Raw genomic sequence first — 13,357 nt, forward strand, 5'->3', positions numbered from 1 at the left:
GACCCGGTTTCCCCGTCCCGGCCGGGCGGCGAGGCGATGCTCGGCGACCGCCTCCACCCCGAGCGACGCGGGTCACCGCGCCATGGCCGCCGCTGTCCCGCTCGGCGGGCCGCCTCACGAAGCGGTACGGGGAGAAACGGCGGTCGACCATCTGGACTTCACCGTCCGGCCGGGTTCCGTCACAGGCTTTCCTCGGCCCGGACGGGGGCGGAAAGCCCACCTCGATGCGGATGATCATCGAGCTGGTGAGGTCGTCACAGCCCGGCGTGGTCGTCAGGGCCTCGCCCACTTGTCGCGGTGGGCCGACCGGAGTGTTTCGGCTTCGGCGCGCGCTGAGGCGGAGACCCGGTGCCGTGACCACCCCGCCAGCGTCTCGGCCATGTGCGTGAGTACGGTCCGGCCGTGTTCGGTGAACTCCGGCCGGGCAGTGAGAAGCGACACGGTCTCGGTCGTGGCCCTCAACCAGCGGGCGAACTCGACCTCGGCCTCGTGCACCCGCTCGGGGTCCGTGTCGATTTCGCGCTGCCGCCCCCAGAACCCGACCACACCGACGTAGGCGTATGCGCCGTGGAGAAGCCCCAGCAGAGGCCGCGGGTCCTGCCGCCAAGGCGCATAAAAGCGTTCGGACGATGAGGTTTCGAGCAGCGGCAGGACGTCGAGCAGTCCCGTCAGCTTCGCGTGCTGGACTTCGTGCACCAGCGTGAGTGCGGCTGCACGGGCATCGTCCGGCAGTGACAGCAGGACGCACCCGAACGCGTCCGCCAAAGTCGCGCTGGCGGGATCCGGCTCGGTCTGCCGCAGCGGGGTTGCCGTGTGTACCGTCTCGACGACCGGTTCGGCGGTACCGTGCCGGCGCAGCAGGTCGATGCCGCCCGAGAGCACCCGGCTCCACTTCTCCGCCTGGCGGCTGCCGACCCGCAGGAGGTCGCCGGCGAACGGCTGGGGCAGCGAGCCGAGGCCCCACCGATCGAGTGTGATCGTCTTCGGGCCGAGCCGGACGGAAACCAAGGGCGACCACCCCGGCGCCGGAGCCTGGAACCCGGCGAGCAGGCGAACCCGGTGGCCGCCGACGTGGATCACACACCCGTCGCCGTCCGGCTCGACACGGATGTCCGGCCCGCCGGGTGCCACGGTGCCCAGCGAAGGCAGGTGGATCGACGCCCCGGAAGCCGTGGGCAGTTCCGCCGGCAGCCCCGCCCGCACCGCCGCCGCGGCCGCTACGTTCGCCAGTGAAGAAGGCGGGAATCGCGTTCCGCCGTGCACCAGCTCGCGGGCCGCACCGATCGCCCACATCGCCACTTCCGGTTCACCGAGCACGCGCGCGACCGCGTCCGCGGAGTGCCGGTGCGCCTCGCTCAGCACGTGGCAAGCGTGCTCGACCACCGAAGCGTCCGGATGGCCGAGCCGGCCGGCCTCGGTCACCAGGAATCTGATGGCGAGGAGTGTCCGGCTCCGGCCGGCCCGGCGCAGCAGCCGGATGGCCTCCCGGCCACCGCCTCCGCCGGCGATCCGGACGAACGCTTCCTCCGGCAACCGGCACGGAAGGGTGCCGATCACCGGGCCGCTCCGGCGGTGCGCAGGGCGGCCACGTCGCGGCGCAGCGTCGTGCGGATGTGCCGGATCAATGCCCCGAGATCCCGGCTGTAGACGGACGGATTGGCGAAGCCGGTGCCGGCCTGGTACCGGTGAGCGCGCAAGCCTCCTCCGCACACCCGCGCGACGTCGCAGGGAACGCAGGCCTCCGGAAGACCGTGCTTCCCGAGCTGCTGTGCCCGCACATCAGGCAACTCCAGGAGGTCGTCGAAAGAATGTGAACGGACATCGAGGCCGGTGGCGGCAGCGCCCGGGTAGGTCGATTTGAGGGTGTCGGACAACTCGATGCTGCCGTCGGTCTCGACCACCGCCATACCCAGCGGGGCCAAGCCGAGGCCTTCGACCCTCGGCGTACCACCGAACAATCCGTGGATGATCTCCTCGAACATGCGCACGCCGGTTTCCCGGACGGGAGCGCCGTACCAGCGATCGAAGGCCGCGATCAGCCAATCCCCGTACGGCGTGGCCGGCGACAGCGGCGGACGCCGGGGTGGTGGTGTCGTCCAGTTGCCGTGCGGCAGGAGGAAATCGATCATGGGCGGTTCGTGCGCGATCAAGGCCTCGTACGTCGCGACCGCGTCGGCGGCCAGGTCGATCGTGGCGAGAATGCCCGCGAAATACGGCCGGAGATCCGGTTCCCGGAAGATGCGCAGCCGGTCGACCACCAATGCGTGGCTGCTTCTGCCGCGACGATCACGGCGGCGGTCCTGGCTTTGCGGAAGACCGTCCAGGCTCACCCCGACGCGGACGCCGGCTTCGGCGAGGGAGCGCACCCGGCGCTCGGTCAGCAGCGTTCCGTTCGTTTGCACGGTCATCAGCGCGTGAACCCGGCTGCCGAGCGCCGCGCGCACGGTCCGCACGCACCGGACGAGCGCGGCCGTTCCCGCCAGCATCGGCTCGCCACCGTGGAGGACCACCCGGATTTCGGGCAGTCCGTGGCGGTGGGCGTGCTCGGCGATGCGCCCGGCAGTGATGTCGACGAGTTCGTCGGAAAGTACCTTGGGCCGGGTGCGCCATCCCTGATCGGCCATTGTGTACACGTAGCAGTAATCGCAGGTCAAATTGCATCTGCTGTGAACCTTGATCACAAACTGGCGCACCGGACGTGGCGGGAGCGGCCACGATTCCTTCATCTTCTTCCCCTCCCCGGACGGCCCGATCGCGACCCGTTCCGCCGACTGGCTGGACAAATCCATGACAACGAGTGAATCGTGAGGCGAGCGGCGGTCACCGGTGCTTCCGGCTTGATATGCTACCGGCCTGTTCAGCTACGCGGGGTGACGATATTGTTCCGGAGGCGCCGAGGTGGTCCATGGTCCGGATATCGATTCCGATCTCGTTGACGTCGCCGATCTGTCGCTGGAGGAACTGGAAGAGCTGCCCGACACCGTCCTGCGGGCGAGTCTCCGCCGCCTTCTGGCCGCACCGGACTCCGAGGCGCAGTTGTTCTCCATGTTCTCCAACAGCTCCTAGCCATGATCTTCCTTTCCCTGTAATGGTCCGTAGCTGTCCAGCGACCTGAGTAGAGATGACCACGTACCGAAATCCACCAGCGGCTCCGAGGCGTCCTACCCTGCTCATTGCGTTCGTCTCCGCCGACGACGCGGTGGACCGGGCAGGTGCCGTCGCCAATGTCGCGTGCTTGATCGCCAGTCACGGACATCCCGTGCTGGCACTGGATCTGCCCGAGGCGATCCATCAAGTCGCCGATTACCTGCGTCCGTTCGCCGCCGAGCGAGGGGCCTCGCGCGAGCTGGCCGGTGCCGCACTGGACCGGGAGTTCACCTCGGCGTTCGGTTTGACGGAACTGCGGGAAACCATCCAGAACCGATACACGATCCAGCCAGGTCTCGGCTTGATCGACGTTCTGACGTTGCCGGGACTGGAGCGGCAACGGCAAACCTGGCGGGCGGCGGCGAGGCAAGGGGATCCGGCTCGGCTCCGCCGGGCGTTCACCGAGTCGGCCTACGAGTACGTGCTCGTCAACGCACCCTCCCTGCTCGAGCAGTCGGACGAAGACGCCGGGGCGATCTTCCGGTCGATCGCCACGGTGTGCGATGTCGCCGTGGTGTGCTTTTCCCATCGCGAGGCCTCGATCCGCGAGGCGGTGCGCATCGGGGAATCCCTCCGCCGCCGGGCTCCCGGAGGCATCCAGATCGTGCCCGTCGGCTTGGACATCGCGGCCGGGCAACAGGACGTCGCCGGCGTAGCCGCCTTCGCCGGCCTGCTCGCGACCAACCCGCGGCCGGGCCGCGTCCTGGCGCTACCGGAGTTCAGTACGCCGGTGCCGGTGCTCGCGGCCCTGCTGGACGAGCCGGAGCTGGTCGCTGCGCACAGCGCGCTGGCGGCCGCCTTGACTGCCGGGGCGGTGACCGGCTTGGGGCTCCTGTCGCAGCCGATGCTCGATCGCTATCGCCGGGCGACCGGCTTCACCGCCGGAGTGCCGCCCCGCTTCTTGATCGCTTACACCCCGGCGGATCGGTTGTGGGCCGATTGGCTGGCCGCGAACCTGAGGGCGGGCGGAGCCGAAGTGGGCACGGTCCGCGCCGACGCGGCTTGGCTCGACGGACCGGAGCAGGTCGAGCTGATCGTTCTCGGCAGCCAGGCGTTCAGTGCGTCCGGTGAACGCCGGGAGGCCGGCGAGCTGGCCGATCGAGCGGCCGCCTGTACCGAAGTGGTGGTGGACGGCTCGGCGCTGTCGCTGCCCGGCGCGACGGCGTTGCGGCTCGACGGGCTCGAGCCGCACGACGCTGCCGTGCGGTTGCGCAGTTTCTTCGGGCTCGCCCGGCCGGTCTCGGAGAGTGTCCCGTCTGCCGGTGGCATCGCGCGGCACCCGGACGAGGAACCCGGTCTGACGAACCTGCCGCCTGCCCGTCCGCAGCACATCGGCCGGGCAGAGGCACTGGAGGAGCTTCGTGATCGGTTGCTGAGCGGCCCGGGACCGGTCCGGGTCGGGGGCGGGCCGGGCTCCGGCAAGACCGCGTTGGCCCGCGAGTACGCTCACCGGTTCGCGAACGCCTATGACGTCGTGTGGTGGATCTCGGCCCACGACCGCGAATCCGCACTCGCCGGGTTGGTCACGCTGTGCCAGAAGCTGAGAGCCAAGGCTCCCGTGGACGTCCCCGGTCCGCTGCGCCTGCCCACTTCCGAGCTCGTCACGCCGAAGTGGCTCTTGATCTTCGACGACGGTGACTCGCCGGAGGCGTACGCCGGACTGCTGCCACCACCCGGCCGGTGCCACGTGATCGTCACGGCGGCGGCGGACGGTGACATCGAGGTGGCTCCGTTCGCGACCGCCGAAACCACGGTCTTCATGCAGCAACGACTGCCGTGGCTGACCGATGCGAAGCAGCTCGCCGAACTGGCAGGCGCCCTCGGGCACCGCCCGCTCGCGATGGAGCTGTCCGCGGCGTGGCTCACCGAGGTGCTCACCACCAGCGCGATCAACCCGGAATCCACGAGCGCCGAGACGCGCGCGGCCGTCGGCAAGCACATCGACCAATTGGGGAGCCGGGCACCCGGCTCGGACGCGGTCGCCGCGGTTCTCGACGTCGTCACCGCCGGTCTGCGGGATTCGCAGACCGGCCGGATGACGTTGCTGCTGGCGCGGTTCTGCTCGCTGCTGTCGCCGGAAGGCATCAGCCTGGCTCTGCTGCGGTCGAAAGAGGTCCGTCAGGAACTGATCAAAGCCGGCGGTCAGGACGCCGCGCGGCTCGCCGTGGACGCGGCGGAACTGGACGTCTTCCTGGCTCGGGGGGCGCGGCTGGGACTCTTCCGGGTCGATTGGGGTCTGGCACGAACGCTCACGTTCGAGCGGGTGATCCGGCAGCTGCTGCGGGACTCTCTGCCGCACGGTTTCGACACTCTCCTGCGAGGTCACGTCTTGGCCGCCCTGGCGGCCTACAGCCCGACCGAGCAGGAGCTCGACCAGCCGCACGCCAGGGCGCGCTTCGCCGAATTGAACCGGCACATCATGTCGGCCGGCGCGCAGCAGAGCGATGACCCGATGGTCCGCCAATGGCTTGTCAACCAGGCGAAGTACCTCTATCGCACCGGAGAGCCCGATATCTGGGAAGTGGCCGTCGAGCCTACCCGAGAGGGTTACGAACGATGGCTGGCGGCTCACTCGGAATCCGACCCCTACGTGTGCATGCTGGCGAGCCAGCTCGCCAACCTCTACCGCGAACTGGGTCGCTACGAGGAGGCACTGCAGCTGGACTCCCGCGCCTTGGAGGTCCAGCGCCTGCACCAAGGACGCGCCCACTACCGGTCGCTCCTGGCCGCCCGGGGACTGAGCGCCGACCTCCGCGCGCTCGGCAGGCTGGCAGACGCAGTCGTCGAGGACACCGCCACGTTGCACGGCCTCCAACGGGCATTCGGAGAAGACCATCCGCAGACGCTCGACGCGGAGAACAACCTGGCCGCGGCACAGTTCCACGCCGGGGACATCGATGCCGCGTGCCAGAGCGGGCAGGCGCACTGCGATCGCCGTGCGCGGCTCTTCGGCCGGGATGACCCGCGCAACTGGCTGGCCCTCGCCAACCTGGGTGTCTACCAGCGGGCGATGGGGCGATTCGAAGATTCGATCGCCACCCTCATCCGGGCTCACGGGCTCGCAGCGGCTCTCCGGCCGGAGCCGAAGCAGGCGCGTCCGGCGGTGAGCTGGCAGTGGTCGATCAGCGAACGCCTGGCCTCGAGCCGCGCGGCCACCACGGCGAAAAGCCGCAACGGTGAGGCGCTGACCGCGTTCCGCGACCTGCTCGGTGACCGGCATCCGCAGGTCGTGGCCTGCAAGCTCAGCTACGCCAACGCGCAGCGGCAGGTCGGCGAGTTCGAGCACGCGGTCACCGGCATCACCGAGTGCATCGAGGTGTTGAACACCGCGGACGGCCACGCCCATGACGTGGCGATCTGCCGCGTGATGCTGGCGCTCGCGCTCGTGGGAGCCGGCCACGCCGGCGAGGCCGTCCTGCCGATCCAGGAGGGTACGCGGGCCTTGACCGCGCACGTCGGCCCTTTTCATCCGCTGAGCCTGGCCGCCGGCGTCGATCTCGCCGTCGTCTTGGCCGTTGCCGGCCGGGCCGAAGAGGCGCTCACCGCGGCACGCGAGGCCTCCGAAGCGTGCACCGATTTCCTGCCGCGCATGCATTACTACCGTGACATCGCCGCGTCGAACCTTCGGCATCTCGGTACCGGCGGCGACGATCTCGGTGGCTTGCGCACCCTCGATCTGGACATCTCGATGCCATGAGCCACGAGCGCGAGGAAGAATCGACGAGGGGACCCGAGATGGCACCGAGCGGCGGCAGTACTCCGGAGCTCACCACACACGTGGGCGGACACCTGCCCGATCAACGCGAGGACACGCTGTTCCGGATCTGCTCGAGAACGATGACGGGCGCTTCCGGTCTGCATCATCTGGCTTACTACACCGATCGTGTCCTGGACTTTGCGCTCGACCATCTCGACGCGCCCGAAGTGGCATTGCCACCGGCAGGTGAGGAACCCCGGGTCGGACTGCGGAGACTGGGCCGCCAGTTGTGTGCTGCGTTCGAGCAATTGGACGACAGGCTGCGGAACGCCTACACCGGGGCGCTCATCCGGACCGTGATTCGCACCGATGACGCCGAGATCGTCTGCGACCCGGTGGTGCGGACTCAATACGTCGTCGGTGTCGGATACACCGGTGACCGTGACGGCTACATCGACGAGGCGAACGATGTCGACCGCTCGCTCGCCCGCCTGATCACGGAACTCCGGGCCGAGGTCGGGCTCTCCAGCCAGAACCTGGGCGGATTCGACACCGAAGAAACAGGCGATCCGGCCCGTGAGCCATTCGTTTCGCACGTCACGAAGCGAGGCTCGCTGCCGGCTCCGGTGGAGGAGGCCTGCACCGGCGCTCTGCACCCGGCCGACCTGCACTTCGTCGCCTACTGCGTGGACGACGAAGTCGTGTTCCACGCCGATGTCTTCGACCACGCGGCGTTGAGCATGTACTTCGCGGGTTCGGTCACGCCCGACTACCGGCGTGCCTTCTACCAGAAGCTTTCCGAGCAGCTGTGTGAAATTCGCACCCAGCTGAACCGGGTGACCGCACTGCTGCTGCGGGGCCGGCTCAAGCGGGTGGTTCTCGACGTCGAACAAGGGGCTGTCTACTACTACCGGGTCTCCCGACGGACGCACCTCGTCGGCGTCACGTTGCACCAGCCCAAGGTGCACCACACCGACGTGCGAATGGCGCAGCTCGCCACCGAATGTGAGCACCACCCCACGGTGTGAACCCACAGTATTTCCGGCAAACGGGTCTCGTGATCACGCCGATCCAGCCGATATCATCCAATGGATACCGCAGCCAACGTGGGGAATGGGCCATGAGCGTCGGCAGAGGCGCGATGTTGCTGGCCGTACTCGGCGCCAGCTGGCTGGCCGGACACGTACTCCACACCGGTGATGTCTTCCTCACTCCCGGCTATCACCTGCTGGTCATTTCCTTGCTGGCGGTGGGCCTGTACGGCAGCACCCGGGATATCGACATCTTCGAGCTGCGGCAGAACCGCCGGACCGTAGTGCTGGCACTTTCGGCCGGTGTGACGGCGAAAGTCGTCCTGATCGCGGCGGTCATGGCGCTGCTTTACCCAGCTCCGTCCAGCATCGTGCTCGGTGTCGCGGTGGCCCAGATCGATCCGCTCGCCGTGGCTGCGGCCCAGCGTCGGACGCGGATGTCGGCATCCACTCGCGCGGTGCTCAACGCGTGGGCTGCGTTCGACGACCCGGTCACCGTCCTGTTGACCGTGTACCTGTCGATGTTCGCGCTCGGCCGGGGTAACGGCGGTGCTGCGGCGTTCGCGTCGCCCGCGGCTGGTTTCGGTGTCGACGTCCTGCTGAACCTCGCTTTCGCGGGCAGTGCGCTGCTGGCGTGGTGGATCACGCGACGCGCCGGTGTGCACGAGTGGCTGGCTTCAGGGAGCTCTCCGGCGCGATACGCACAGGCGTGCGTCGCCGTCCTGGCGCTGGCTTACGGCGTGGTCGGCGTGCTCGGGTCGTTGCTGCTGGGCATTGCGCTGATCGGGCTCTTCTTCCGCCCGTACCTCGAGTGGCGTCGCACGTCGGCCGGCATCGTGTTCGGTGCCCTTCTGGTGGCGACGGCCGCGCTCGGGTTGGTGCTGGCCGGAACGGCCGAGGCATTGACGTGGGCGACCCTCGTCAAGGGCGTGGTGCTCGGTGCGACCGCATATGCGGCGCAGATGCTCACCGGCTGGTTGCTGTCCCGGGGACGCAGCCGCTTCGATCGGCTTCACCTCGCGTTGAGCCAGCAGAACGGCCTGACCGCGATCGTCCTCGCCCTGGCTCTCGAGCCCGACTTCCCCGGTGCGGTGGCCGTCATCGCTCCGGCGATCGTGGTGACCAATGGGCTCTACTACCTCGGCGGTGCGTTCTTGCGACGGGCGGAACGCTGCGAGGGGCCGGAACCGGACGACGCTGCCGCGGACAGCTCGCCGGACCGCGCCGTCATGGAGCGGAAAGTTCGGCGAGCACCATCTCCCGGACCTTCCCTCCCAAAGTCCGGTACTGCTCAGCGAATTCGGTGACCTGCCGTTGCACCAGCTGCGTGCTGATCTGTTTCGGGATGGGGTCGGCTTCGCCCTCGGCCACCAGCTGCACCAGCGGGGCGATCTGGCCCAGCGGCATCGTTTCCGCGACCCGCTCGTAAGTCCGGCAGAGCGCGTCGAGGCGGCTTCGTGCCTGCCCCGGCCTCCGGGCTGCATGGCTCTCCGTGGCGTACCAGCTCGCCGCTGCGTTCGAGAAGGAAGTGATCCACCGCCGTAGCATCGAGACGGTACCGGCGGCTTCGTAGACGCCTTTCGTGGCCAGGCGGTTGAGCATCTGGGTGACCCGGCGGTAGTGCTCGCTCGCGTCTTCCGCACGGCCGAGGACGCGGTCGAAGAGTGTGTCGGGGTAACCGAGCCGGTCGAGTCCGGCCAGTGCGTCGTGGAACACCTCGGCAACGGAATCGGGGAAAGGCTGCCCAGCAGGATCGTCGCCGGGATAGGTGTTCGTGACGATGTTGACGACGTTCGTCCGTTCGCGCAGCGTCATCAGCTCGTTCGAAGTCTCCTCGCTGAGCCTGCTGAGATCACGATCCAGCTTTTCCATCATCTGGCGGGTGGTGGCGTTGGCCAGGTCGATGCGGACCAGCCATTCCCGGATCGCGTCCAGGGGACTTCCCGTGTAGCGCTGCCGAAGCGATCTCAGGAGGGGCTGGAAGTCCTCGGTGAACGACCTGGGGTCGTACCGCACGGGTTTGTCGAGGACGTGCGCGGTCAGCTGCTGGGCGGCGTCGGCGTCGAGGACGTTGGCGACGACCAGGACGACTTCGACGGTTTCGCGCGCGGAGCGCACCGCGCGCGCCCGGATCACGAGGTCGTCGACGTCACCGGTGAAGACCGACTCCGCGACCAGAACCGCGAATCCGGAGTCGGGCCCGGCCTCGATCCAGAAGTCGACGAAGGAGTCGCGATTGCCGACGTACTGGTCGGTGCTGTACGAAATGTTTTCCCGGACGAGTAAGTCCCGGATGGCGGCCGTCACTTCATCCGTGGTCACATAACCGGCTCGATCATGCATCGCCTCTTCGACCATGAGCGTGTCGACCGCCGAACGGCGTTGCTCCACCGCTGTGCGGTAGAGAGCGTGGCAGAGACTGATGATCTTCCGGGGATTGCCGTTGGCCAGCTTCACCATGCGTTCGACGGCGGAATCCGGGAACTCGATGTACGGCAGGTCACTCTCCCGCCGCTGCGCGAGGTCGACGAACACCGAGACCTGACCGGCGAGCAGGGGCGGCATGGGGATCACGGTGCTGATGCGCTGCGCGACATCCGGTTCCAGCTCGCGCCGGAACTCCGGAAGGCCACTGAGAACGAGGAACGATCCGGCGGCCTGGAAAACCTGCAGGAGCCGTTGCAGCGCTTTGTTGACCGGCGTGGTGATGTCGCGCCCGGTCAGGATCTTGTCGATCTCGTCGACGACGAGGACGAACGGTCTGCCCTTGCGTCCGTGGAGCAACGCGAACACGCCGAGCGCGTCGAGCGCAGCCACTTCGTCGTCGATGCGATGGGTGACGCCACGCTCGACCAAAGCGGCATGGGGAGCGCTGCCGTTGAACCAGTCCCACACCACGTCGTCGAAGCCCGGCCGGAGGAGCAGCGCGAGCGCGGTGGCATACGCCTGGTTGTCGGTGATGCTGCTGAGCTCGTCCTTCAAGTCCTGCGTCACTTGGCGCAGCAACGCGCTTTCCATCATCTGGTAACCGCCGACGACGTCGTCGGGTTCGATCTCCCGGTTGCGGACCAGCGCCGCGATGTCCACCGTCGTCCCGGTGGACAGTGAATCGGCGACGACGTCCGCGTAGAAGTCGTTGACACGGGCACGGATGCCCTCACGGCCCAGATTGGCGATGAACCGGCGGTACAACCCGGTGAATTGGTCGGAAGCGACGTCGAGGTACATGGCACTCGCCGACGGTGACTCCGCATGGGCGATTTGGACGAGTCGCACGCCGAGGTGTGTCTTGCCGGTTCCGTGGTCACCGGAGACGGCGATGACGTTACCCGCGCCCGCGAGCGGAGTCGACGCCAGGTACTGCCGCAGTTCCTGTTCGGCCTTGCGCACCGCGGACGTCTCGATCATCGGGTGGTGCGCCACCGCGTCGGTGGTGATGGCCACCGCGACCGCGGAGAACGGGTTGCCGGCGTACTGATTGCCGTTTCCGGTCATCGTCTCATCTCCGTGCCCGCAGGTTGTCGATCAGATTCATCGTATAGTCGGTCATGTCGCCTTTGGTAATTGTGGTATCGTTCGTGTAATTCGTGAAAGTTCTTCGGGCGTGGTCGTACACCCCGGTCAGGTGGCTCTGCAGGCCGGCTACCGTCGTGTTCGGCCACGCGGCCAGATATTCGACTAGTTCCTCGTGCAGGCTGGGGAAAGCGCAGTCCTTTCTCCGCTGCTCGGTCCGGGTCGTGATGAAGAGCTGCACGTCCGCCGGGCTCAGCGTGCCGACGGACACGGTCGCGGGGGGCATGTCCGCGTTCTGGCCGGCGCCGATGTGGCTGAGCTCGTTCGTGCTCATCACCGCCTCCGCGAAGAAGACGATCCGCGAACCCGGCATCTGCAGGTAGCGTTCCATCTCCAGGCGCATGTCCGTCGCGGGAAGCAGCAGGATCGGCACGACGTCCTCCTGGTCCTTGTCCGCCATGGCGGCGGCCAATTCCGCGTAAACCTCGTGCGGCGCGTCGGCGGCCGTGCCGAGCAGGTCGTCCCGGACCGAACCGTCGATGAAATCGCCGGTGGCCAGCTTTTTCAGGAGGCTCGAGCAGACTCGCCCCATCCGCGCCTTGATGTCGATGACCGCGCTGTCCAGGCCCTGGTTCAGCGCGTCCGTTTCCTTGGCGAGGTCGAAGATTTCCCCGCGCAGCCCGACTTTGCCGAGTTCTTCCTGCAGCCAGTGGGCGCACATGTTCCGCAGCGCGGACTTCCCGCAGCCGGACTCGCCGCCCACCAGAGCGAGCCGGCAGGCTTCCTTGAGCAGCTGGGGACTGGCGAACTGGTCTTTGAACTCCCGGAAAGCCGGCGCGTAGTTGTCGATCTCGACGTAGAGTTCGGTGTGGTTCGGCTCGCGCCACGGGCACAACACGCTTCTCGGAGCGTCCTCGCGGCCGGGTATGACGAACGGGTTGACCCGCCGTTGCGCGGTCGTCATGGGGCCACCACCGTTCGCGGCGGCTGAACCAATGCGCTGTCGTCGCCGCTCGCCAGTGTGTCGGCCACCGAGAAGCCGGTATCCGTCACGACGACCACCTGCTTCCGCAGGTGGTCGATGCGTTCCACGCGGTCGGCGCGATTGCCGCTGGTTCTGAGATCTCGGTCGAATCCCGGCCTGAGGTCGCCGGTCCGCAGCAGCGTCAATGCTTCCGCGACCCTGGTCCAACCTGGTTTTCGTTCGGCAAGTGCGTTGAGCCGGCCGGCCAGGGCGTCACGGGCGGCGTCCGTCTCGGCGGTGGCGGAAGACTCGACGGGAGGTTTTTTCCAAGCGTCGAGGAGCTTGTTGGCGGCGTCACGATAAGCCGTGACGAGCTCGCGCAGTTCCTTGGCGTCCGCCTGTCCCACGGTGGCGGCATTCTGGCGTCGTGTACTCGCATAGGCGAGCGCCGCGCTGAGAACGGCGGTCAGCAAGGGGAGGATGACTGCCGCCGGTCCGCCCACCCCGCCGGCCTGCGTGGCCGGTTTTCCCTGAGCACCGGCCAGGGCGTCGCAAGTCCTGGTGAAATCGTCCGGTTTCTCCTGGCGCCAGCTCGGCGGTGGGCTCGAGGTGCCACCGGACACGATGAGCTTCGCCGAGCTGGTGTCGTTCGCGATACCGAGAGCCACGGCGGCCTCGGCGAGCGCCTGCCGTTGTCCCGGTTGCAGGCAGAAGACGTCCCGGGCGTCTCGCGTGGCCTGCGAAGTGAACAAGCTGGGCAGGATGAGCCAGCCCACCACGACCAGCAGGGCAACGGCCAGCACGCCGATGACGACCCATTTCCGGATGGTCACAGCCCGGATCCGGCGCGTCGCCGACGGCGGGGTTGTGATGGTCACGGCGTCCCCTCTGCAGTTACTGCGGCTCCGCCTGGAGTCGTGCAGCGCGTGCGCGTCGTTACCGATTTGCCCACCATGGTAGCGAGGATGCAGGTTTCGAAAACAGACTCCATCGCCGAACTGCACG

At 67.9% G+C, this 13,357-nt stretch carries 9 protein-coding genes; 4 read left to right on the plus strand and 5 right to left on the minus strand.

Translation table 11 applies throughout. The features are described 5' to 3' along the window. Nucleotides 1-273: 273 nt before the first annotated feature. Nucleotides 274-1,557, minus strand: a complete 1,284-nt coding sequence (locus H5965_RS18015) for an aKG-HExxH-type peptide beta-hydroxylase (RefSeq protein ID WP_310971161.1) — start codon at nucleotides 1,555-1,557, stop codon at nucleotides 274-276. Next, nucleotides 1,554-2,789 (minus strand): FxsB family cyclophane-forming radical SAM/SPASM peptide maturase, encoded by a 1,236-nt coding sequence (locus tag H5965_RS18020; protein ID WP_310971162.1) that lies wholly within the window; start codon nucleotides 2,787-2,789, stop codon nucleotides 1,554-1,556. Before H5965_RS18020 ends, H5965_RS18015 begins: the two co-directional genes overlap by 4 nt. Before the next feature lie 109 nt (nucleotides 2,790-2,898). On the opposite strand from H5965_RS18020, the gene fxsA reads away from it, so the two are divergent. The 4 genes from fxsA to H5965_RS18040 all read left to right on the plus strand — a co-directional run bounded on the left by fxsA (nucleotide 2,899) and on the right by H5965_RS18040 (nucleotide 9,182). Beyond that, nucleotides 2,899-3,066 (plus strand): FxSxx-COOH cyclophane-containing RiPP peptide, encoded by a 168-nt coding sequence (fxsA, locus tag H5965_RS18025; protein WP_310971163.1) that lies wholly within the window; start codon nucleotides 2,899-2,901, stop codon nucleotides 3,064-3,066. 193 nt (nucleotides 3,067-3,259) lie between these two features. Continuing rightward, entirely contained in the window at nucleotides 3,260-6,844 is a 3,585-nt protein-coding gene (gene fxsT / locus H5965_RS18030; RefSeq protein WP_310971164.1) for an FxSxx-COOH system tetratricopeptide repeat protein, read from the plus strand. Beyond that, nucleotides 6,841-7,872 (plus strand): hypothetical protein, encoded by a 1,032-nt coding sequence (locus H5965_RS18035; RefSeq protein WP_310971165.1) that lies wholly within the window; start codon nucleotides 6,841-6,843, stop codon nucleotides 7,870-7,872. The genes fxsT and H5965_RS18035 overlap by 4 nt, the downstream gene beginning before the upstream one ends. A gap of 29 nt (nucleotides 7,873-7,901) precedes the next feature. Continuing rightward, a complete protein-coding gene (locus tag H5965_RS18040) occupies nucleotides 7,902-9,182 on the plus strand; it encodes a hypothetical protein (RefSeq protein ID WP_310971166.1) in 1,281 nt (426 codons plus the stop codon). Here H5965_RS18040 and H5965_RS18045 read toward each other — a convergent pair. The 3 genes from H5965_RS18045 to H5965_RS18055 are packed head-to-tail and all read right to left on the minus strand — an operon-like array spanning nucleotide 9,103 to nucleotide 13,230. Continuing rightward, nucleotides 9,103-11,319 carry a hypothetical protein gene (locus H5965_RS18045; protein ID WP_310971167.1) on the minus strand — a complete coding sequence of 739 codons (2,217 nt, stop codon included), beginning with the start codon at nucleotides 11,317-11,319 and terminating at the stop codon, nucleotides 9,103-9,105. The two genes, H5965_RS18040 and H5965_RS18045, sit on opposite strands and share 80 nt — an antisense overlap. A 55-nt stretch (nucleotides 11,320-11,374) precedes the next feature. Beyond that, entirely contained in the window at nucleotides 11,375-12,352 is a 978-nt protein-coding gene (locus tag H5965_RS18050; RefSeq protein WP_310971168.1) for a hypothetical protein, read from the minus strand. Further along, nucleotides 12,349-13,230, minus strand: coding sequence for a hypothetical protein (locus tag H5965_RS18055; protein ID WP_310971169.1), 882 nt, complete (start codon nucleotides 13,228-13,230; stop codon nucleotides 12,349-12,351). Before H5965_RS18055 ends, H5965_RS18050 begins: the two co-directional genes overlap by 4 nt. Between the last annotated feature and the right edge of the window lie 127 nt (nucleotides 13,231-13,357).

Origin of the sequence: Amycolatopsis sp. 505, from assembly GCF_031625235.1 — a bacterium.
Lineage (GTDB): Bacteria > Actinomycetota > Actinomycetes > Mycobacteriales > Pseudonocardiaceae > Amycolatopsis.

Excerpts from the sequence above, each read along its gene's own strand:
- H5965_RS18020 (WP_310971162.1), bottom strand. The coding sequence starts at position 2,789 with ATGGATTTGTCCAGCCAGTCGGCGGAACGGGTCGCGATCGGGCCGTCC.
- H5965_RS18035 (WP_310971165.1), top strand. The coding sequence starts at position 6,841 with ATGAGCCACGAGCGCGAGGAAGAATCGACGAGGGGACCCGAGATGGCA.
- H5965_RS18050 (WP_310971168.1), bottom strand. The coding sequence starts at position 12,352 with ATGACGACCGCGCAACGGCGGGTCAACCCGTTCGTCATACCCGGCCGC.